The following is a 23,036-nucleotide window of genomic DNA, read 5'->3' on the forward strand; positions in this document are numbered from 1 at the left end:
GAGCTGTTATGCCAAATCCGCTATTAAGCGAAACGACCTTACCGCAATTTTCGCACATCAAACCTGAACATATTCAACCTGCAATTAGCCAATTAATTCAAGAAAATCGAGATACCGTCGCGCAAGTTTTAAAACAACCGCACTTAACGTGGCAGAATTTTATTGAACCACTCACTGAAAGTGGTGATCGCCTAAGTAAAGCGTGGTCACCAGTCAGCCACTTAAATGCGGTAAAAAATAGCCCTGAATTGCGTGAAGCCTATCAAGCCTGCTTGCCATTGCTTTCCGAATATAGCACTTGGTTAGGGCAACACGAAGGTTTATATCAAGCCTATTTACAACTCAAAAACAGCCCAGAATATGCAACTTATACCGTGGCACAGAAAAAAGCCATTGATAATGCCTTACGTGATTTCAAACTCTCGGGCATTTCCCTTCCAGCAGAAAAACAAAAACGCTATGGGGAAATCGTGGCGCGTTTATCTGAATTAAGCTCGCAATTTAGCAATAATGTGCTAGATGCCACAATGGGCTGGGATAAAGTGATCACAGATAAAAATGAATTAGCTGGTTTGCCAGAAAGTGCTTTACAAGCCGCAAAACAATCCGCAGAAAACAAAGGGCGAGAAGGCTATCGCTTTACCCTTGAGTTTCCAAGCTATTTGCCAGTGATGACGTATTGTGAAAATCGCCAATTGCGTGAAGAAATGTACCGAGCGTTCGTTACGCGCGCTTCAGAGCAAGGCCCAAATGCCGGCAAATGGGATAACTCTGCCATTATGCAAGAGATCTTAACCTTGCGTGTGGAATTAGCAAAATTGCTTGATTTTGAGCATTACACCGAACTTTCCCTTGCCACCAAAATGGCTGAAAATCCGCAACAAGTATTGGATTTCCTTGAGAATTTAGCAAGCCGTTCAAAAGCACAAGGACAACAAGAATTAGCCGAATTAGACGCATTTTGTAAAACGCACTTTAATATCACCGCACTTGAACCTTGGGATATTGCGTTTTATAGCGAAAAACAAAAACAACATTTATATGCGATTAATGATGAAGCACTTCGCCCTTATTTTCCTGAAGATCGCGTACTGACTGGCTTATTTGAGCTGATTAAACGTTTATTTAATATTCGTGCTGTTGAGCGTTTTGATGTAGAAACTTGGCATAATGATGTACGTTTCTTTGATCTGATTGATAGCCAAGATCAACTGCGTGGCAGCTTTTATTTAGATCTCTACGCTCGTGAAAATAAACGTGGCGGGGCGTGGATGGATGATTGCGTCGGTCGTCGCCGTAAATCAGACGGCACTATTCAGCATCCTGTGGCTTATCTTACTTGTAACTTTAATGCGCCTGTGGGTGATAAACCTGCTCTCTTTACCCACGATGAAGTGACCACATTATTCCACGAATTTGGACACGGCATTCATCATATGCTAACACAAATTGATGTGGCTGATGTGGCAGGGATCAATGGTGTACCTTGGGATGCCGTGGAATTACCAAGCCAATTCTTAGAAAACTGGTGCTGGGAAGAAGATGCCCTTGCCTTTATTTCAGGACATTATGAAACCGGTGAGCCTCTACCAAAAGAAAAATTGCAACAGCTACTCAAAGCGAAAAACTTCCAAGCAGCAATGTTTGTATTACGCCAACTTGAATTTGGCTTATTTGATTTCCGTTTACATCATTATTTTGATGCGAACCAAGAGAATCAAATTTTAGAGATATTACAGCAAGTGAAAAAAGAAGTTGCGGTGCTGAAAGGTGTTGAGTGGGCAAGAAACCCACATAGCTTTAGCCATATTTTTGCTGGAGGCTATGCCGCTGGTTATTACAGTTATTTATGGGCTGAAGTGCTATCAGCCGATGCATTTTCTCGTTTTGAAGAAGAAGGCATCTTTAACCCACAAACAGGGCAATCTTTCTTAGATGAAATTCTTACCCGTGGTGGTTCGGAAGAGCCAATGGCATTATTTAAACGCTTTAGAGGGCGTGAGCCTAAACTCGATGCTTTATTAAGGCATAAAGGGATTGCAACCTCATAATATTCATTTCCCTTTTTGGTGCATAGCTCTTTCGCTATGCACCTTACTACGCCACATCTTTCTTATTCCTGAAATTTAGTAATTATCTCTCATCTCCTTTATATTGAAACATCAAACAAACCATGATTGAAAAAGCATTTCAGAAAATTTTCTTTATTTGAAAATAGTTTTTGATAATAATTATTATTTATAATAATATTAATGAGAACTATTACCAATAAGGAGCTATTTTATGGAAATAAAGAAAACCGTTCTATGTACTCTCACCTCATTATTCTGCATAAGCTGTGCTTCTGGTGGTGGAGGCTTTGACGTGGAGAATGCTAACCCACCCAATGTTGTCACGGATAATCAACCCTCTAAACCTAATTATGTTACCGAAAATAATGGCAAAAAATTAGAATCTCCTGCCCCAGAAGACTTGAGTGAAATGGGCTGGGTAGCTACAACCCCTTGGGGACCGGGGAGAGATGGTAATGTAATGAATAAAGAATATGAAGATGTAAAAAGCCAAAAACGAATAATTACCGATGCACGTACCAACCTTAATCCTAAAGACTATGATGTCCTATTATTTAAAGGTGATTATCCTCTAACCCACGATCATCAAGCTCGTTCCGAATCTATTCAAGTTATTGATGAAAATGGTAAGAAAGTATGGAAAAGAGCGGTAAAAAATATTTCACAATTTTTATCAATAGGAGATAAGAAAGATACATTGATTTTTTATGCCAAAGAAGATAGTGCCAATTATATTTACCTCAAAATCACAGAATATGGTGATGTCAAAGTCGGTTTTATTGAATTAATTGAACAAGATCCGAAAACAGTACTTCCTAGAAGCCAAAGCTATAATAATATTTTTTATGCCATTCGTGAAAAAACGATGGATATGCCAATGAAAGGAAAGGCAACTTATAGTGGTGTTTGGGAATATGCAACCTATACGCCACAAAAAGGTAGCGGTAGTGGTTCATACTACGAAACAGGCAAACAAGCTGGTGGAACATTAAAACAAAATAAAGCGGTTTTCACCGTTGATTTCTCAAATAAAACGGTAACGGGAACATTAGATGCGGTTGATAGAAATGATAAAAAAATTGTTTATGACATTAACGCAACGATTACAGAAAACGGTTTCCGTGGTAATGCCACAAAAAATGGTCAAACCACGCTTTTTGCTAATGATGGAAATGACAACCCTCCGCTACCTGAAAATGCAAAGGTATTAGGCTCTTTTGCGGGTGAAAAAGCAAAACAATTAGCTGGGCGGGTATGGTCAGAAGATAATCATTTTGCAGGTGTTTTTGCTGCTAAGCAAAATTCAGAAGAAGAAGCCGTTGAAACTGACGGTAAACACCTAAATGCTCAAACTTTACCTTTTACCAACGAGGAAAATAGTACCACCTTTTCTGAAAATAAACCGCAATCACAAAATTTTTCTGGTGATATTAATAAGCTTCAAATTGACGGCATTTTAGTTAATTTAGATACTACTAACACAGATAATATATGCTGTGGAGATTTTAATTTTTTACGTTTTGGTGTTGAAAATCACGAAATAAAACAGGCAGATAATAAAACCGAGAAGCGAGGCAATCTGTTTGTTCAAGGCTATGTTACACCTATTTCTGAAATCCCTTCAACGGGTGAAGTAAAGTATCACGGACATTGGTATGGCTTTGGTAAAGGTCAAGCGGCTAATGTATCTAGACGTTATCAAGATGCAGAATTTACGGCAAATTTTGCGACTCGCCAAGTCTCTGGTGAATTGAAAAATAATGGCGGAACTTCAGCAGTAAAATTTGAGAATTTGTCTATTACTGAAAATGGCTTTAATGGAAAAGCAAATCTAGCTGTACACGATGGCAATATTACTGGCTCAGGTGCCGTTATTACAGGTGAGGCAGATGTAGCAGGTCATTTTTACGGTACAAACGCTAATGAAATTGGCGGAACGGTAATTAAAGAAGACAAAACTTTTGGTGCCGTTTTTGGTGGAAAACAAATTCAACAATAAAAGGAAAGAATGATGTCAGCAAAGAATACCATTTCTCTCATAAATAAAATGAATCTCGTTTTTTGTCTTTTTTGTACCGCACTTTATGTTCAAGCAGAAAATCAGCAAGAGGCGTTAGAAGAGTCCGAGATTACAACACTAGAAACAATTCATATTAAAGAGAAATTTGAAAAACAGAAGCAAAATGTTTCTGGCTTAGGGGAAGTACGTAAAAATCAGGCTCAAATACAAAATGAACAAATAGAAAATATTCGTGATATCACACGCTACGATCCCGGTATTTCAATCACCGAAGCGGGAGGACGAGGAACAACCAGAGGGTTTTCTATACGTGGTGTTGATCAAGATCGAGTCGCTATTGATCTAGATGGATTAGGTGCTTCATCAACATTGAAAAGACATGATGCAAGCGGTACATTTTCAATGTTATCCGGTTCAGCAAAAAATGATGTGGAATATGAAGATCTTCGACTACTTGATCTAAGAAAAGGCGCATCATCTGCTGAATCTGGTAGTGGGGCATTAGGTGGTGCTGTATCAATGGAAACGAAGAATGTTGATGATTTCTTACAGCCCGATCAATCCATAGGCGGTCGTTTTAAAACAGACTATACCTCCAAAGATAAGCGAAAATTATATAGCGGTGGTTTAGCTTTCCGAGCGGGGAAATTCGATGGGTTTGTTCAATATTCTCATCGTAATGGACATGAAATTCAAGCGCATAAAGATCTTTATAAAGGCACGCTTTTCATTGCGAATCACGCTGATCCTGTCGATCCTATTATGAATAAAAAAGGGCGTTGGGTCAGTATGGAAGAAGTAAGTGGCGTACGTCGTCGTATTCCTAATCCACTCGATTATGAAAGTCATTCATTACTGAGTAAATTTGGTTGGCATTTTACCCCTCAACACTACTTGGGCATTGTACTAAATCGAACTAAGCAACAATATAAAATGCGGGAAATGCAACGTCCAAATTATTATAATGGTCAAGAAAAGCATCTGATTAATGGTGTACTCTACCCTGAATCCCCTTTCTATGATGAAATCTCAACAAAACGGATTCAATATACCCCTTCACAATTTTATTTTGATACTCATCAAAACAATCGAATTGGATTAGAGTACCGTTTTGATGCAAAAGACGAAGCTGCTTGGGTAAACTCTGCGGTGGTTCGTTTTGATAAACGTGATCTGATTATGAAATCAGAAGTGAAGCGGTTAAATTGTGCAAAATGGCCTTCCGTAGATGCGAATTGCTGGGCAACTGAAGAAGGGCAAAAATCTTGGCATCATATTGTTAATAGCAAACAAACAGACTATCGCTTCGATCTCAATTTGAATAAACTCTGGGAATGGGGAGAAACAGGACACGATACCCGCGTAGTTCTCGGCACGATATTGAGTAAGCATCATTTTTATGATTATGATCGTTTTAGTGACATCATTTATAAACGTGTCGGCTCAGGACCTCGTGAATTTGCTGGTAAACACCATATTGATTTTCACCCAATTAGTCCAATAAAAAGTCGCCATTATTTTATAGGTGTAAGCGACTCTATCACACTAGGACAAAAATGGTTTATCTCTAGTGCATTACGTTATGATCACTATCAATTTAAAGGTAACCCTACCCTTGAGGAACAGCAACGCTCTATTCAATTCAAACAAAGTAAATACCAAAACCTCTCTTGGGATCTGGGTATAAAATATCAAATTATCGAACCATTAGCCCTTACTTACCGTAATAGTAGTGGATTTAGAATCCCGTCTGTTTATGAACAGCTAGGTCCTGATCTCAATGCCTATGGACATTCAATCCAAGGAAAATTAGACAAAGAGTACTCACGCAATCAAGAAATTGGTGCAGAATTTGAATACAAAGCATTACGCCTAAAAAGCAGTTATTTCTGGGCAACCTATAAAAATATGATTGCTCTTGCCTCTTTAAAAAAACCTACAGGGCAAGGACGAGGTGATCTATTCTATTACAATACGCAAGATATCAAAGTACGTGGCTATGATATTAGTGCCAATTTAGATCTATATAGTTTATGGGAACGCTTTCCTGAAGGAATTAATCTCTTTGCTAAAATTAGTAAAACGCAGCAAATTGGCGGACCAGCCAAAATGCCTGAAGGATATGAAGGAAGAGCATATTCCCTTGATTCTATTCAACCATTACGCGTGGTCTATGGAATCTCTTACCTCTCACCAGAAGAAAAATGGGGGCTTAACTTCGTTACAACCTATTCCAAAGGCAAAGATAGTGGAGAATTGGTTGCACAAGATAGTTCACCTTTAGGTGTGATAGAAGAAAGCCGTTCTCACATTAAAACCAAATCTTGGATCATTGCCGATCTCACTGGGCATTATCGATTTAATAAATATATGACATTCCGAGCAGGGATCTATAATTTATTTAATTACCGCTATGTGACTTGGGAATCCGCTCGACAAACAGTATGGAATGGCAGTTTAGAAACGAATTTAGACACGCCAAACTATTCTGTTGTGGCCGCCCCGGGACGTAACTTCTTCGCAGGACTAGAAATTAAATTCTAATAGGTTATTAAATGCAGTATGACATTCAGGCATACTGCATTTTCTTGAGTAATAAGTAAAATGAAAAAAACAACATTTTTAATTCTTCCCCTTATTCTATCGAGTAAAATCTGGGCTTTACCACAAAACATAGATATAAAAGAAGCGCCAGAATTAAATTATGAGCCAATCCATATTAATTCTTCCTCCTCTTGGCAGGAAATTCCAAAAACCTCTTCAATGCCTCTTAAGATTAAGGCAGAACAATTACGTCATGCGCCAGAATTATTACAAAAAGTGATAAATCTTGCGATTGCGCAGGAACATATTCCACTACTCAAAAAAATTCTTCCTGTCTATGAAACGAGTACTCATCCAAATCCAATTATCATCGCTTATGCAAAAGGACTCGTAGCAAAATCAGCACAACAATATCCCCTAGCTATAACAGAGTTTAAAAAAGTAGAAACACTTTACCCTAATTCGGAAAAAGCCATTTTTCACCATATTGATAGTCTTCTACTGAATCAACAAATTTGGCAAGCTACTGAACTTGTTCAACAGCATTTAACAACGACATCCTCCCCGCAATTTATTACTCAACTAGAAAAAGTCGATCAATACCTCCAATCACGCAAAGCATGGAAACACTATATTGCAATTGAATTTCTCAATGATAAGAATATTAATAATGCACCAGATAAACAAAAAATCGGTGCCTTTTCATTTGAAAAAAAACTTGCGGATAAAGGATTAGGCTATCAATTTGGAAATCGAAAAACTTTTTTTATGCCAAATGGTTTTTATGCACAATGGCAAAGCGATTTTATCGGAAAAATATACCGCACTTACCACCAATATAATGATTTTTATGGGCGAATAACAATACCATTCGGCTATGCAAATTATCATCATCAATTTACACTAGAACCTTATTCAGGATTACGCGTTTTTTCAGGAAAGCCCTATACGAATCATTTTGGTATAACAACCAGTTGGCAATATCAATGGAGCAACTACTTTCGCAGTAAAATTGCATTTAATTATGCCACTGAAAGGTATCGGCAGAAACAATATAAACATCTCACAAACTACACGCAAAATTTAGCGTTGAGTAGTTCTTGGAACATTAACTCAAGATGGTATGCCGGCATTTCCGTTGATATAGGTAAAAAATATGCTACCGCTTATCCACAAGATCGGTATATAAAATATCGGGCGAATCTCAATATAGGCTATCAAAACGAAAATATTGGTGTCCGTTTACGCCTTGCTCGTGAACAAAAATACTACAAAGCGCCATTTTATTGGGGGTTAAGTGGTAATGCCAAACGGCAAGATCGAGAAACGCAATTCTCGACATCCATCTGGTCACCCCATATTCAATTCATGGGAATAGTGCCAACATTAAGCTATAACTATCAACGGGTGAACAGCAATAGCTTAAATATTCCTTATCACAAACATAGCATCGCATTGGAAATACAAAAAATATTTTAATATAAGTTCTCCTTTAGTACTTATCATTCTTAGTTTGACTGGCTAGGATGGTAAAAATAAAAAAGGAGAGCATTCGATCTAGAAATCGAGATTATAGCTCTCCTGAATCAGTAAAATTTAGATTATATAAAAGTGCGGTGATTTTTTTCTAAATTTTAGGCTAACCAATCCAACCGACTTGATATGAAATAAATAACACAGTAAACAAAGATAAATAAATAAGCCCAATAAATGACAACCATAATAACCCCCCTTCAACCTTATGTTCACCTTTTAAGACGAGAGAAAGGTTAAGATAGGCAAAAATAGGCGTTGAAACAAAAGAGCAAATCATAGCAAAGCGCAACATTGTTGCGACATCACTCATAAAGAAACTAATGATAATTATGCCTGCTAATGCGGCAAAGGTCATCCATAAAGCCAATTGTTTTGGTGACTGCTCTTTATGATTTAATAATAAACGTAGAGCCTCAGCATTCGCTCGGGAATAGCCATCGATCACCGTGATTGTTGTTCCGAACATACACATTAATGCAACAAAGGCAATTAATAAGCGAGACCAATCTCCAATAGCATAAGCATACATTTTAATTAATTGCGCAATATATTTCACGCCAGCTTGTTCCACGGCTTCTCCAGAACCATACTGAATGAGCGCCCCTAATGCTAAAAATACCATTGCTAGAATAGCGGTACCAATAAAGCCTACATTAAAATCAAACAGTCCATCTTTATAATTTATATGGGTAAAACGTCTTTTGGCCACAACCCACATTGAGTTAATTGCAGAAATTTCAATAGGTGCTGGCATCCAGCCCATTAAGGCAACAATAAAACCAAGCGAAAGCATATTCCAAGGGGATGGCTCAATAAAGTCTGGTGCAATCACTTTTTCCTTGAAAACGGCAATAATTACTGCTGTTACAGTTGCCGTAGTCAATGCAATCATAATCCATTTCGATAAACGATCTAAAAAGCGGTATTTACCAAGCAATAAAATACCCCAAGTTAGCACAATAATAACCGTACTCACCTGAGAAATACTTAATCCCCATTCTTTAGGTAAAATAAAACTTAAAATCGCTGCAGTTACAATGCCTACTCCAGCTGTATTAATCGCTGTCGCAAAAACATTAAGCAAGAAAAAAATTAATAAATAAAAATATCCTTTTTCTTTATAACCCTCTAGCAAGGTTTTCCCTGTACTTAAGGTGTACTGAGTACCAAAACGGAAAAAAGGGTATTTAAATAAATTTGCAAGAAGAATAATAATCGCTAATTGCCAGCCATAAATCGCCCCAGCTTGCGTTGACGCAATAAGATGCGATCCCCCAACCGCAGCGGAAGCCATTAAAATACCGGGACCTAAAGCCGAAAATTTAGAACGCCACGTAGAAGCATTGAAATTTGAAGTCGTTGTCATTTGTTATATTCCTTTTTATTACATCATCCACAACAATGATGGATGCACACAATAACACAGCAAGGACGAAAGTAAAAGCCTCATTTTTAGTATAAAAAACTGAGAAAAAGATTAAAAAAGACAAATAGAATAAATTTCAGATATTTAACACTATAAAAATGATAAAAAACAGAATAAAACTCCAATACAATTTAATAGTAAGATATTTAATTCTTAAGCTTACATCAGAAAAGTATAGGTAAATCTGTTTCTATTAAAAACTAAAAATGAAATAGAAAATGAATAATGATGGCTGGGGTACTAGGATTCGAACCTAGGGATGCCGAGATCAAAACCCGGTGCCTTACCGCTTGGCGATACCCCATTAGGAATTCTATAATCAGAATTTTTGATGAGAAATCAGATAGTATGGCTGGGGTACTAGGATTCGAACCTAGGGATGCCGAGATCAAAACCCGGTGCCTTACCGCTTGGCGATACCCCACCTACTAAAGAACTGCAAGCTAATGAATGGTGCGGGACGAGGGACTTGAACCCACACACCTCGCGGCGCCAGAACCTAAATCTGGTGCGTCTACCAATTTCGCCAGTCCCGCAAATATGGTGGCTATGACGGGATTCGAACCTGTGACCCCAACATTATGAGTGTTGTGCTCTAACCAACTGAGCTACATAGCCAAACATTTTGCATTCACCTCATCGGCTTTGCGGGGCTAATTATGCTGATCTGACTCCCCTTCGTCAACTCTTTTTTTACGCTTTTTTCTAAATTCTTTCTCATTCGCATAGAGATTATACAAATCGGCGTAAAAGCAACCGCACTTTACTCTGCTAATAGATGTTGGAGCAATCTACCATCGAATAAGGCTTGTTTAATCAACGCAAATGCGCCGATAACATCTTCATTTTGTAGTTCAGAAGCCACCAGTGGTGTATTTTTCACAAAAGCAGGCAATGCCAAATTATCCAAGGTGCGGCGAATAGCGGAAAACAGCACATCCTTAGCTTGCGTAATTTCTCCTGAAATCACGATTTTTTCAGGGTTAAACATATTTACGCTCATTGCAAGTACACGTCCAATTTGGATACCTACGTGTTCAATCAACTCTACTGCCACGGTATCTTGTTTATTCACTGCCTTACAAATCGCTTCAATATCATGACTTTCTAAAGAAATCCATTTGCTTTGATAACCATCTTCAAGTAAACGTTGCATTTTTTCTTCAATTGCCGCATTACTAACCACGGTTTCCAAACAGCCTACATTGCCACACAAACAGCGTTTACCTAAAGGATCAACCTGAATATGCCCAATTTCCCCCACATTATTTTTATAACCAAGGAATACTTCGTGATTAATCACAATGCCAGCACCAACACCACGATGAATACGTAGTAATAAAGAATCATAGCAATCTTTTGTTACACCGAAATAATGTTCTGCTAAAGCAAGGCTACGCACATCATGCCCAATAAAGGTCATCAATTGAAATTCCTGTGTTATTTTTTGCGCTAATAACCAAGGTTCATCTAACTTAAGATAAGATAAATGTTCAATCGCGTTTGTTTTGCTATCAACAAAGCCTGATACAGTAACACCAATTGCAATAAATTCACTACGGCGATGCTGATTGGCTTCAATGAATTGCTTCAAGTGAGTACATAAAAATGCTTCGATTTCAGCGGCACTATTCATCTCTGGCAAATCAATCACGGTTTTCTTTAATAATTTTGTAGAAAGATCCATTATTGCAAAGGTAATATACTCTTGTCCCAACCGAATTAGAATGGCTCGAAATGCCTTATATTCCGCAATAATCGACGTTGCTCGGCGTCCCCCTGTTGATTCTTGTTGCTCAACTTCTTTAATCAAACCGCGCGCGAGTAAATTTCGCGTAATTTTTGTCACACTGGCTGGTGCAAGCTGGCTTAATTCTGAAATTTGAATACGAGAAATTGGTCCTTGTTGATCAATTAATTTATAAACCACCGCACTATTCATTTGTTTAACAAAATCAACATTTGCAATTTGATGATGATCCCACATTCTCTTTTCCTACATCATAAAACCGATAATGGGGGTATTTTAAAATGAATTGAACAAAATGCCTAGCTGAGAAAACAGGCTAAATAAAAAGGTAGCCTGTGCTACCTTTTTCTTATCAATAAAGTGCGGTGTTTTTTCTCTTAGTTTTCATACCATTGCCATTGCCCATTGACTGCACTGCCTAGCACTTTAAAATCATTATTGAACAATGTCAGGTTAGCAATTTTCCCTTCGGCAATATCCCCTAGATGATCATCCACACCAATGGCTTTTGCTGGGTAGTAATTGCACATTCTTAGCGTTTCATCAAGTGGAATCCCCACGTGTTTTACTGCATTTTCTACCGATTCAATCATTGTGATCGCAGAGCCGCCGAGCGTACCATTTTCGTCATAGCATTTACCATTGCGCACATACACGGTTTTCCCCACAAAATCGAAAGATGTGATATCCGCACCAGCGGCTGCAGTGGCGTCTGTCACGATGCACAATTTATCGCCTTTGACTTTTTTATCAATTTTGATATTGCCGAATTCAACGTGCAAACCATCCACAATAATACCTGTGTAAATATCGCTATCTAACACTGCACCGACAACCCCCATTTCACGCCCTGAACTAATCGGTGACATTGCATTATGCAAGTGTGTAGCGAAAGTTGCACCATTGGCAATCGCCTGTTTTGCCACATCATAAGTGGCGTTGGAATGCCCAATGGAAACCACAATGCCACTTTGTACAAAATCACCAATGTATTTCGCTGTTGGGTTTTCAGGCGCCAGTGTAATCTTGCTAATCACCGAGGAATTTTGGCATAGAAAATCTTTCATTTCAGGACTAATGGCACGAATATATTCCGCCTGATGCACGCCTTTCTTTTCTACGCTTAAATAAGGGCCTTCCAAATGCAAACCAAGTGCTTGGTTTTTATGCTTTTTAAGGTACTCGCCCATCACTGAAATTGCTCGCTTAATGCCTTCATCATCTGCTGTGATAAACGTGGGCAAATAACTTGTCGTGCCTGAACGCAAATTGGTTTGTTGCATAATTTCAAGGGTTTTCACTGAAGTATCGCCATTAAACATAACGCCACCGCAGCCATTTAATTGCAGATCAATAAACCCTGCTGTTAGATTATTCCCTTTTAAATCAACTTGTTGCAATCCTTCAGGCAGATTTTCTTGTGGCATAATCGCCACAATTCTCTCCCCATCGACGATCACTGCTCGCCCATACTGCACGCTTTGCGAGGTATAAACGACCCCGTTTACTAATGCATAACTCATTTTTTACCTTCTCTATAAGACACTATGAATTGCTTTAGCTTCTAACTCAGTAAAATATTTGACAGTTTTTACTTTTAGCTCTTGTGTAGCAGGTTCATCACAAACAAAAATTGCGTGGCGGTGTAGTTGTAACGCACTGATCGTCCAAAAATGATTTACGCTCCCCTCCACGCCTGCTTGCAACGCAAGGGCTTTGTTATGTCCCGTAACTAAAAGCATCACTTCTGCCGCATCTAATAAGGTTGCAACCCCAATCGTTAGGGCGTATTTCGGTACTTTATTAACATCATTATCAAAAAAGCGCGAGTTTGCAATTAAGGTATCTTCTGTCAATGTTTTAATTCGAGTGCGAGACGCTAAAGATGAGGCAGGTTCATTAAAGGCAATATGTCCATCCACGCCTACTCCGCCCATAAATAAATTCACTTTGCCATAAGATTTCATTTTTTCTTCGTAACGGCGACACTCTTCATCCAGATCAGGAGCATTGCCATCTAGTAAATTAATATTTTTTTCTTGAATATCAACGTGATCGAAGAAGTTTTTATACATAAAAGTGCGGTAACTTTCAGGATGATCTTTAGGCAATCCTACATATTCATCCATATTAAAGGTAACCACATTTTTGAAGCTTACTTCCCCAGCCTGATACAGTTTAATTAATTCTTTATAAGTTGCTAAGGGGGTGCCACCTGTTGGCAGTCCAAGCACAAAAGGCCGCGCTTCTGTTGGATTAAATTCATTAATACGATCAACAATATGACGAGCCGCCCATTTGCTGACTTGTTCGGAAGTTTGTAAAGGAATTAAACGCATAGCTCTCTCCTATTTGCTATTTTGAAGTATCATTTCATAATTTTGATTATAAAATAAAATTAACTTCAAAGGAAAATAGAATTTTATTGAAAAGAAAAAATCGTGATCTACATCACAAAGAAAAATTCGCAAAAATAATACCGCTCTATTAAAAAGCGGTATTATTCTGGAATTAGGAATAAATGGTAGAAAATTAAGCCTTGCCCCAAACTTCCTCAACAATTTCACGGATAAAATCCAGTTTATTCCATTGCTGCTCTTCCGTCAGAATATTGCCTTCCTCCGTTGAAGCAAACCCACATTGTGGGCTTAAACAGAGTTGGTTGATATCCACATATTGTGCGGCTTCTTGAATGCGTTTAATGATTTCATTCTTATCTTCAAGGTTACCATCTTTTGACGTAATTAAGCCAAGTACCACTTGCTGATCTTTAATAAAGCGCAATGGTTTGAAATCACCCGAGCGATCACTATCGTACTCAAGGAAGAAACCATCTACATTGCAATTGCCAAATAAGATTTCAGCTACAGGCTCATAGCCCCCTGATGAGAACCACGTTGAACGGAAATTGCCACGACAAATGTGCATCGTTATTGTCATATCTTCAGGTTTAACAGCAATAATACGATTGACCATATACACATAATCTTTCGCCAGCTGTTCGAGATCAAAGCCACGCGCTTGATAAGCTTGGCGTTTTTCTTCAGAACATAGTTCGCCCCAGCTTGTGTCATCTAATTGCAAGTTGCGACAGCCCAACGCATAGAATTTTTGCATTGCACGAATATAAGCCTCAGCAATATCATCAAGTAGCTGTTGATTATTGTTTTTATAACGCTCAATGGGTTGATACGCCGTTTCACGCACCGTACAAATTAAATGTAGCATTGACGGTGATGGAATGGTGAATTTCACAGGATAATCCCCTGCAATTTGCTGTAAAGAACGGTAATGTTCAAGGAATGGATGATGATCGGAAAAACCAATTTTATCGACAATTTTCAACGTTTTAGGACGAACATTATGGTGTTTAAATTGAACAGAAAATTTTTCTGCTTCAACTTCTTCCACGCCTTCTAAAGCACTTAAAAAATCCAAATGCCAAAAAGTACGACGAAATTCGCCATCAGTTACCGCAGGCAAGCCTACTGCTTTTTGTTTAGCCACCAAATTGGCAATTTCTTTGTCTTCCACTTCGCTCAGATCTGCACAAGAAATATCACCACAGCTACATTGTTGGCGTGCTTGTTTTAAGCTTTCAGGACGTAAAAAACTCCCCACAATATCAAAACGATAAGGGGCATTATCTCGAAGTTGTGCATTAGGAAATAGTTTGCTCATAATCACTCTCTTTTAGTTATAGTTAGATAGGAAACAACGATTTTAACAAAAAATTCACACATATCCTAAAAAATGCGAAAAAAACCACTGCACTTATAAAACGAAAAAATTCTTACGATCGGGATCGCAAAACTGCGGTTAATTTTCCACGATGGCAGAAAAGTCGCTTAATATCCGAACAAGTTTTTATATGGGAGAAAAATGATGTCTTATATTATGCGTAGTTTGTTCACCTTATTCACACTCTGTTCACTTTTTGCTTATGCCAATCCACCTGATTTAATGTTGCTTGGCACTTATCATAATCAAAACGTGCAAGGTTGGGTGATGAGCGAAAAATTAGACGGCATCAGGGGGTATTGGGATGGTAAGCAGCTTTTTACAAGGCAGAATAAAATCCTCACACCGCCTGCTTATTTTATTAAAGATTTTCCTCCTTTTGCCATTGATGGTGAACTGTTTAGTCAGCGTAATGAATTTGAGCAAATTTCCTCCATTGTGCGTTCACAAAAAGACAAAGGCTGGGAAAAATTAAAACTCTATGTATTTGATGTCCCCAATGCCAAGGGCAATCTATTTGAACGCTTAGCAGTGTTAGAAAATTATCTGGCACGGCATCCTAGCCAACATATTGAAATTATTAAACAAATTCCCATTAAGGATTATTCTCAAGTACAAGATTTTCTGCACCAAGTAGAACAAAATCAAGGAGAAGGTTTGGTGTTGCGTAATCCTAATGCACCTTATGAAAAGAAACGTAGCAACCAAATTTTGAAATTAAAGACCACACTTGATGAAGAATGTGAAGTGATTGCACATCACAAAGGCAAGGGGCAATTTGTCGATAAGCTCGGTGCCATTACCTGTAAAAATCAGCGTGGCGAATTCCGTATCGGGTCAGGTTTTAAATTGGCAGATAGAGAAAATCCGCCCCCCATCGGGTCAATCATTACCTATAAATATCGTGGTTTAACGCAAAAAGGGTTACCGAGATTTGCCACTTATTGGCGGAAGAAAGAATAAAAAATCCCCTTAAAATCAAGGGGATTAATAAAGTGCGGTGGAAATTAAGCCAAAATTTTATCTAATTCTGCGCTCACTTCTTCCACTTTTTGGGTACCGTCTAAGCGGAAATATTTCGTATTCCCCGCTTTAGCTTCTGCTTGGTAGTAATCCACCAGTGGCTTGGTGGTATTGTGATACACTTTCAAGCGATCTAATACCGTTTCAGGCTTATCATCAGCACGAATAATTAACGCTTCGCCTGTAACATCGTCTTTTCCTTCCACTTTTGGTGGGTTATACACAATATGGTAAGTACGCCCAGATGCTTGGTGAACACGGCGACCACTCATACGTTCTACGATGACTTCATCTGGCACATCAAATTCCAGCACATAATCAATGCTAATACCCGCACTTTTTAAGGCATCAGCTTGTGGAATGGTGCGTGGGAAGCCATCTAATAAAAAACCTTTTGCACAATCATCTTGCGCAACACGCTCTTTTACTAAAGAAATAATTAAATCATCTGGCACAAGTTGCCCTGCGTCCATTAAGGTTTTCGCTTGTTTACCTAATTCCGTCCCCGCTTTAATCGCTGCACGCAGCATATCACCGGTTGAAATTTGCGGAATACCAAATTTGTTCATAATGAATTGTGCTTGCGTCCCCTTACCAGCACCGGGCGCACCTAAAAGAATAATTTTCATAGTAACCTCATTTTTAGAAAAATTTGCCTTACCATACCGTTAATAACGTTAAAACTCAATACTCAACAAATGATGAACATTAAATTTGTACTATTTAATGAAAAATTAAGCAAAAAATGACCGCACTTTCACTTTAGTTCACTTCATCAATATTGATTTGTTTAATTTGTTCTAAATATTGTGGTGATTTACGGTATTTATCTAGCCATAATAAAAAATTAGCATAGACAGTTCCTGCCACAGAATGCCACACACAAGCAACGGCACAAACCACCGCAGATTCTGGAATGGTTGGGAAGAATTTCATACTTAAGCCCGTGGCTAACCCTGCATTTTGCACGCCAACTTCCAAGGAAATGGTTTTCTTTTTGGCTAAGCTCATACCAAATAATTTCCCTGCGGAATAACCTAGCGCATAGCCAATCACATTATGTAGCACAATACAAAGTAAGATCATTAAACCTGACTGTAAAAAATAATTGCCATAAACGGCCACAACGCCTCCCACAATAAAGGCAAAATTTATCACCGCAACGCCGGGCATTAAGGCTTTAATATCTTGGAACCATTGTTTACGATGTAAAGTAATATTTAAAATTGATCCCACTGCCACAGGTAATACCGTAACCAAAAGCATAAATTTGAACATTGCCCAAGCATTCATTTCTACGCTTTGCCCAACAAGGTAGTTAAGTAACAAGGGTGTCATTACTGGGGCAAGCAAGGTTGAAACCGTGGTCATTCCCACTGAAAATGCCACATCACCTTTACATAAAAAAGTCATAATGTTAGATGCCACGCCACCGGGGCAAGATCCCACAAGCACTAAACCAAGCGTCAAGGCAGGCGAAAGATCAAAACTTTTTGCAATGGCAATGGCGACAAAAGGCATAACGGTATATTGCACAAGGGTGCCAATTAAAATATCCAAAGGGCGTTGCGCAAGCACCTGATAATCTTGCTTACCTAAGGTCATTCCCATTGAAAGCATAATAATACTGATGATGAAAACTTGTGTATCGCCTTTAACCCAAGTAAATAAACTCGGTTGATAAAAGGTAATCAGTGATAGCACAATAATAAAAAGTGCGGTGAATTTTGCTAATAAAAAACTGAGCTTCTTCAAAAATTGCATTACTTTCTCCTACATTTCTCTATCAATAAACGCGCTAGCTCCCCTCATTCCAAGGGGCAACTTTGACTAAGCATAACATACCGGGGATTGCCAGCCAGAAACAAAGCCAGAAATAATCATAGTAGCCTAGCCAATCGATCAATGCCCCCGCTTGGGTATTGAGCGTAGCCCTTGGTAATGCGGCAAGGCTGGTGAATAAGGCAAGCTGAGTGGCGGTGTAAAGTGGGTTGGTTTCCCTTGCCATAAAGGCAACAAAGGCAGCGGTACCTAAGCCGATGCCGATATATTCCGCCGCCACAACAAGGGAAAGCGACCACAAGGCACGGCTATCTACAAGCTCAAAAGGCCCTTGTTTAGCTAGCCACGCAAAGCCAAGAATGGTGATAATTTGCACTAAACCAAATGACCATAAGGCACGGTTAATACCAACTTTCAGCATTAAAATCCCGCCTAAAATGCTCGCGATGACCATTGGCCACAAAGAAGCGTTTTTCACGACCAAGCCAATCTGCGTTTTGCTAAATCCCATATCTAAATAAAAAGGCGAAATTAACGCCGTTGCCATACTGTCGCCCAATTTATACAGAAAAATAAACGCTAAGATCCCTAAGGCAGACCAGACGCCTTTGCGTTGAAAAAATTCACTAAAAGGGTCAATCACACTTTCTTTTAAAGTGCGGTGCTTTTTGAGTGTGATTTTAGGTTCTGTACTTAAAAATAGACACATTAAAATCCCCGGCAACATAAACATCGCGGTGATAATAAATACCGTTTGCCACGGAAAATGATCAGCCAAAATTAGTGAAAGCGAACCGGGAACAAGCCCAGCTATACGGTAAGCATTAACATGGATAGAATTACCTAAACCTAATTCCTTATCGGTTAAAATTTCTCGTCGATACGCATCTAGCACAATGTCTTGCGTAGCAGAAAAAAACGCACAAAGCACGCCCAAGGCTGCAATCAAACTCAACCCAGCCTGCTTGCTTGGATCTAAAAAGCCAAATAATGCAAGACTGATTAATAATAAAATCTGTGAAATAAACATCCAGCCACGACGACGTCCTAAGAAAGGCGGCACAAAGCGATCGAGCAACGGCGCCCAAACAAATTTCCACGAGAACGGAAGCATCATCAGGGTGAAATAGCCTAAGGTTTTAAGATCCACATTTTCTGCACGCAACCAAATAGGTAATAAAGACACAAGAACATAAAGAGGCAAGCCTGAGCTAAATCCGGTAAATAGACAGATCAGCATATTACGGCTGAAAATTTGTGAAAATAAGTGAGTTTGTGTAGTCATAGCCATCGAGTGCGGGGTATTTTTCAAACAAATTGTGCTGTAAGTTTCCTTACAGCACAATGATATTAAGGATTAATCACGGTACCCTTGAGGGTTCTTTTTCTGCCAATTCCACGTATCCTGCATCATTTCCGTTAAGCCACGTTCTGCTTTCCAGCCTAATTCTTTTGCGGCAAGCGATGGATCAGAATAACAAGTCGCAATATCCCCCGGACGACGTGCCACTAACTGATAAGGAATGTGAATATTATTGGCTTGTTCAAAGGCATTCACCATATCTAACACAGAATAACCTGTGCCTGTACCAAGGTTATAGATGTGTAATCCTGCATCGTTTTGGTGACGATCTAAGGCTTTCAAATGCCCAACGGCAAGATCCACAACGTGAATATAATCTCGTACCCCTGTGCCATCGTGCGTGTCGTAATCGCTACCGAATACAGAAAGTTGCGGTAATTTACCAATTGCCACTTGGCTAATATAAGGCAATAAATTATTTGGAATACCTGTTGGATCTTCACCAATTAGCCCGCTGTGGTGCGCCCCTACTGGGTTGAAATAACGCAAAATAGTAAAACTAAATTTGTCTTCTGCTTTAGCAACATCCGCTAAAATTTGTTCCACCATTAATTTGGACGTGCCGTAAGGATTGGTTGTGCCGCCTACTTTGCACTGTTCGGTGATTGGCACAATTTCAGGATCGCCATAGACGGTTGCCGATGAGCTAAAGACCAAATTCCATACACCTGCCTTACGCATTTCATCGACTAAGACTAACGAGCCAGTGACATTATTCATATAATATTCAATCGGTTTACGAACGCTTTCGCCCACTGCTTTCAAACCAGCAAAATGAATCACCGCGTCAATGTGATTCTCCGCAAAGATTTGCTGCAACATTGCCCGATCTAACACATCGCCTTGATAGAATTTCACCGCTTTGCCCGTGATTTCCTCAACACGCTGTAAGGATTTCGCCGAAGAATTGGATAAATTATCCAGTACCACCACGTCTTTTCCCACATTTAATAATTCTACAACAGTATGAGAGCCAATGTAGCCCGCACCGCCAGTCACTAAAATCGCCATTTTTTCCTCACTTAGGTTATTTGTATTATTTGACGGCATTATAAACCATTTGTAAAACAAGCCCAAAAACTTCCGCAAAAATCACCGCACTTTCTATCAAGCAAACGTTTACTATTCTTTTCTTTTCTGTAAAATAGCGCCATTTTTATTTCAACAAGGCTTTTTATTTTAACTTCATTAACGAAAGGAAATTTATGTTCGCAGAAAAACTTTTTGAGATCACCAAACGTGGCTCAACGGTACGCCAAGAAATTATTGCGGGTCTCACCACCTTCTTAGCAATGGTGTATTCCGTGATTGTAGTACCAAATATGTTGAGTGCCGCCGGCTTCCCGCCAGCAAGCGTATTTATCGCTACTTGCTTGGTATCAGGCTTAGGCTCAATTCTGATTGGCTTATGGGCAAACGCCCCAATGGCAATTGGTTGCGCCATTTCATTAACCGCCTTTACGGCATTCAGCCTTGTACTAGGGCAAGGCGTGAGCGTTCCTGTTGCACTGGGTGCAGTATTTTTTATGGGGCTTGTTTTTACCTTAATCTCTGCAACAGGCATTCGTGCGTGGATTTTACGCAACTTGCCTGCAAGCATTGCGCAAGGTGCGGGAATTGGGATTGGTTTATTTTTATTATTAATCGCAGCCAATGGCGTGGGGATTGTAGTTGGCAACCAAGCTGGTTTGCCGGTAAAACTCGGTGATTTCACCACGTTCCCTGTGCTAATTTCCCTTGCGGGGTTAGCGGCAATCATCGGCTTAGAAAAAATGCAAATCAAAGGCGGCATTTTGTGGGTAATTATTGCCATCACGCTTATCGGTTTAGTGATTGATCCAAATGTAAAATTTAGTGGTGAATTATTCAAAATCCCCACTTTTGGTGAACAATCCTTATTCCTTGAGCTGGATTTAATGGGCGCATTACAACCTGCGATCTTGCCCGTTGTTTTTGCCTTAGTAATGACCGCCGTTTTTGATGCCACTGGCACAATCCGTGCCGTAGCAGGGCAAGCAAACTTGTTAGATAAAGACGGGCAAATCATCAATGGTGGCAAAGCCCTCACTTCAGATTCAGTGAGTAGCTTATTTTCAGGCTTATTTGGAACAGCGCCAGCAGCGGTATATATTGAATCCGCCGCTGGTACCGCAGCGGGCGGTAAAACAGGGATCAGCGCGATTGTTGTGGGTCTCTTATTCCTTTTAATGCTCTTTTTCCAACCCCTTGCCAGCCTTGTGCCTAGCTACGCCACGGCACCAGCGTTAATGTATGTCGGCTTACTTATGTTAAGCAACGTAAACAAATTAGATTTTTCTGATTTTATTGGTGCGATGAGCGGTTTAGTTTGTGCGGTATTTATTGTACTGACTGCAAACATCGTAACAGGCATTATGTTAGGTTTTGCCACACTGGTGATCGGACGAATTATCAGCGGTGAAGTGAAAAAACTGAATATCGGTACGATATTAATCGCCGTGGCATTATTAGCCTTCTATTTAGGTGGCTGGAATATTTAATCTCTCACTAAAAAAGAAGTGCGGTGGAAATTTTTTGATTTTTTCACCGCACTTAAATTTGCACATCTTACCCGTTTAATTGACTTCCACCGGCTTTACAATCTCACTTGGGTAGCAGCCGAGTATTTTAAGATAATTACTGTATTCTCTTAACTCCTCTAGCGCTTGTTGTACGGCAGGATTATGGATATTCGCATCAATTTCCAAATAGAACATTTCATCCCAAGGCTGACCATAAATCGGGCGAGATTCTAATTTCGTCATATTAATATTGTGCTTTTTAAATACCAATAACGCGTCCACCAATGACCCCGCTTGTCGTTTATTGGTTGTCATCAGCAATAAGGTTTTTGCCTGAATTTGAGGCGATACCGCAACAGGTGCTTTCGCTAATACAATAAACCTTGTAATGTTATTTTCTTGGTTGGCAATGTTATTTTTCAGTACACGCAAGCCATACAGATGACCGCCATCTTCATTACCTAACGCAGCAATATTTGGCTTGTTCAGGCTCGCTACAAGCTGCATTGCGTGAGAGCTACTTTCGCAATATTCAATATGCACACGGTCAAGGCGACGAATAAATTGACTACATTGTTGGATGACTTGCGGGTGGCTGTATAACGTGTCGATTTGACTTAATTCCCCCTGCTCTGTGGCTAATACACAATGTTTTATCGGATACGCTAATTCTCCGATTAAAGAAAGATCCGTATGTTGCAATAAATCGTAAACTTCATTAATTGAGCCTGATGTGGTGTTCTCTAGCGGTAAAATGCCGTAATCCGCCTCGCCATTTTGCACTTTTTCAAAGACTTGCTCAAAAGAACTACAACTTAGTTCAATAAATGGTTTTTGATAGCGTGTTGCGTAACTACGCGCAGCAAGGTGAGAATAAGAACCGCGTTTACCTAAGAATGCAATATGACTATTTTGCTCACGCTGTTCATTGAGTTTCTTTTGTAGATAAGCTTGTTGAGTGAGTACAGAATCTTCAATAATTTTTTGGAAAATTTGCGTAATATATTGCGGATCAAGCTGATAATTTTGTGTTTCTGCAAACTGAATCAGCTCTTGTAATAATTGCTGTTCACGTTCTACATCACGCAACGCTTTTTGTGTGATTTCCTTACTACGCACAACATCATAAGCTAAACGATGACGTTCCGAAAGCAGTTTTAATAAACTGCGGTCAATTTGAGTGATCTGTTGTCTGATTTCTGCTAAATCCAATGCCATTTTATTCTCTCAGTTGTGGGG

General features: G+C 39.3%; 16 protein-coding genes and 4 tRNA genes. 6 read left to right on the plus strand and 14 right to left on the minus strand.

The features are described from left to right. The first annotated feature begins 8 nt into the window (after positions 1 to 8). The 4 genes from prlC (at position 9) to L4F91_RS08270 (ending at position 8,115) form a co-directional block, all read left to right on the plus strand. The gene (gene prlC / locus L4F91_RS08255) at positions 9 to 2,051 is read left to right on the plus strand and encodes an oligopeptidase A (protein WP_395895890.1); all 2,043 of its coding nucleotides are present in this window, start codon (positions 9 to 11) and stop codon (positions 2,049 to 2,051) included. A gap of 232 nt (positions 2,052 to 2,283) precedes the next feature. Then, entirely contained in the window at positions 2,284 to 4,071 is a 1,788-nt protein-coding gene (locus tag L4F91_RS08260; RefSeq protein ID WP_395895892.1) for a transferrin-binding protein-like solute binding protein, read from the plus strand. A gap of 9 nt (positions 4,072 to 4,080) precedes the next feature. After that, positions 4,081 to 6,636, plus strand: a complete 2,556-nt coding sequence (locus tag L4F91_RS08265) for a TonB-dependent hemoglobin/transferrin/lactoferrin family receptor (RefSeq protein WP_395895894.1) — start codon at positions 4,081 to 4,083, stop codon at positions 6,634 to 6,636. Positions 6,637 to 6,696: 60 nt separating this feature from the next. Continuing rightward, on the plus strand, positions 6,697 to 8,115 hold the full coding sequence (locus L4F91_RS08270; RefSeq protein ID WP_395895896.1) for a surface lipoprotein assembly modifier: 1,419 nt from the start codon (positions 6,697 to 6,699) through the stop codon (positions 8,113 to 8,115). Between the two features lie 160 nt (positions 8,116 to 8,275). Here L4F91_RS08270 and L4F91_RS08275 read toward each other — a convergent pair whose 3' ends face one another. The 9 genes from L4F91_RS08275 to L4F91_RS08315 form a co-directional block, all read right to left on the minus strand. Further along, entirely contained in the window at positions 8,276 to 9,538 is a 1,263-nt protein-coding gene (locus tag L4F91_RS08275; RefSeq protein ID WP_395895898.1) for an NRAMP family divalent metal transporter, read from the minus strand. A gap of 289 nt (positions 9,539 to 9,827) precedes the next feature. Further along, positions 9,828 to 9,902: transfer RNA gene (locus L4F91_RS08280), tRNA-Gln, on the minus strand. A 45-nt stretch (positions 9,903 to 9,947) separates the two neighbouring features. Continuing rightward, positions 9,948 to 10,022: transfer RNA gene (locus L4F91_RS08285), tRNA-Gln, on the minus strand. A gap of 27 nt (positions 10,023 to 10,049) precedes the next feature. Beyond that, a tRNA-Leu gene (locus tag L4F91_RS08290) sits at positions 10,050 to 10,134 on the minus strand. A gap of 5 nt (positions 10,135 to 10,139) precedes the next feature. Continuing rightward, a tRNA-Met gene (locus L4F91_RS08295) sits at positions 10,140 to 10,216 on the minus strand. 145 nt (positions 10,217 to 10,361) lie between these two features. Continuing rightward, positions 10,362 to 11,585, minus strand: a complete 1,224-nt coding sequence (locus L4F91_RS08300) for an ROK family transcriptional regulator (protein WP_250349656.1) — start codon at positions 11,583 to 11,585, stop codon at positions 10,362 to 10,364. 140 nt (positions 11,586 to 11,725) lie between these two features. Beyond that, entirely contained in the window at positions 11,726 to 12,871 is a 1,146-nt protein-coding gene (gene nagA / locus L4F91_RS08305; protein WP_395895900.1) for an N-acetylglucosamine-6-phosphate deacetylase, read from the minus strand. A 12-nt stretch (positions 12,872 to 12,883) separates the two neighbouring features. After that, the gene (gene nagB, locus L4F91_RS08310) at positions 12,884 to 13,687 is read right to left on the minus strand and encodes a glucosamine-6-phosphate deaminase (RefSeq protein WP_250349654.1); all 804 of its coding nucleotides are present in this window, start codon (positions 13,685 to 13,687) and stop codon (positions 12,884 to 12,886) included. A 193-nt stretch (positions 13,688 to 13,880) separates the two neighbouring features. Continuing rightward, the gene (locus L4F91_RS08315; protein ID WP_250363463.1) at positions 13,881 to 15,029 is read right to left on the minus strand and encodes a 5-methyltetrahydropteroyltriglutamate--homocysteine S-methyltransferase; all 1,149 of its coding nucleotides are present in this window, start codon (positions 15,027 to 15,029) and stop codon (positions 13,881 to 13,883) included. Positions 15,030 to 15,245: 216 nt separating this feature from the next. On the opposite strand from L4F91_RS08315, the gene L4F91_RS08320 reads away from it, so the two are divergent. Further along, complete coding sequence (locus L4F91_RS08320; protein WP_395897860.1) at positions 15,246 to 16,052, plus strand: DNA ligase; 807 nt, start codon at positions 15,246 to 15,248, stop codon at positions 16,050 to 16,052. Between the two features lie 44 nt (positions 16,053 to 16,096). On the opposite strand, the gene adk is transcribed toward L4F91_RS08320, so the two are convergent. The 4 genes from adk to galE all read right to left on the minus strand — a co-directional run bounded on the left by adk (position 16,097) and on the right by galE (position 20,268). Then, on the minus strand, positions 16,097 to 16,741 hold the full coding sequence (adk, locus tag L4F91_RS08325) for an adenylate kinase (RefSeq protein ID WP_250349652.1): 645 nt from the start codon (positions 16,739 to 16,741) through the stop codon (positions 16,097 to 16,099). 133 nt (positions 16,742 to 16,874) lie between these two features. Then, complete coding sequence (locus tag L4F91_RS08330) at positions 16,875 to 17,876, minus strand: bile acid:sodium symporter family protein (RefSeq protein WP_395895903.1); 1,002 nt, start codon at positions 17,874 to 17,876, stop codon at positions 16,875 to 16,877. A gap of 34 nt (positions 17,877 to 17,910) precedes the next feature. Next, positions 17,911 to 19,179, minus strand: a complete 1,269-nt coding sequence (locus tag L4F91_RS08335) for an AmpG family muropeptide MFS transporter (RefSeq protein WP_265777345.1) — start codon at positions 19,177 to 19,179, stop codon at positions 17,911 to 17,913. A 72-nt stretch (positions 19,180 to 19,251) separates the two neighbouring features. Then, on the minus strand, positions 19,252 to 20,268 hold the full coding sequence (gene galE, locus L4F91_RS08340; protein WP_395895905.1) for a UDP-glucose 4-epimerase GalE: 1,017 nt from the start codon (positions 20,266 to 20,268) through the stop codon (positions 19,252 to 19,254). 194 nt (positions 20,269 to 20,462) lie between these two features. On the opposite strand from galE, the gene L4F91_RS08345 reads away from it, so the two are divergent. Further along, a complete protein-coding gene (locus tag L4F91_RS08345) occupies positions 20,463 to 21,776 on the plus strand; it encodes an NCS2 family permease (RefSeq protein WP_395895907.1) in 1,314 nt (437 codons plus the stop codon). A 75-nt stretch (positions 21,777 to 21,851) separates the two neighbouring features. On the opposite strand, the gene pheA is transcribed toward L4F91_RS08345, so the two are convergent. Further along, a complete protein-coding gene (pheA, locus tag L4F91_RS08350) occupies positions 21,852 to 23,015 on the minus strand; it encodes a prephenate dehydratase (RefSeq protein WP_250349647.1) in 1,164 nt (387 codons plus the stop codon). Positions 23,016 to 23,036 lie beyond the last annotated feature (21 nt).

The organism is Avibacterium sp. 20-126 (assembly GCF_044358625.1).
In the GTDB taxonomy this organism is placed as follows: Bacteria; Pseudomonadota; Gammaproteobacteria; order Enterobacterales; family Pasteurellaceae; genus Avibacterium.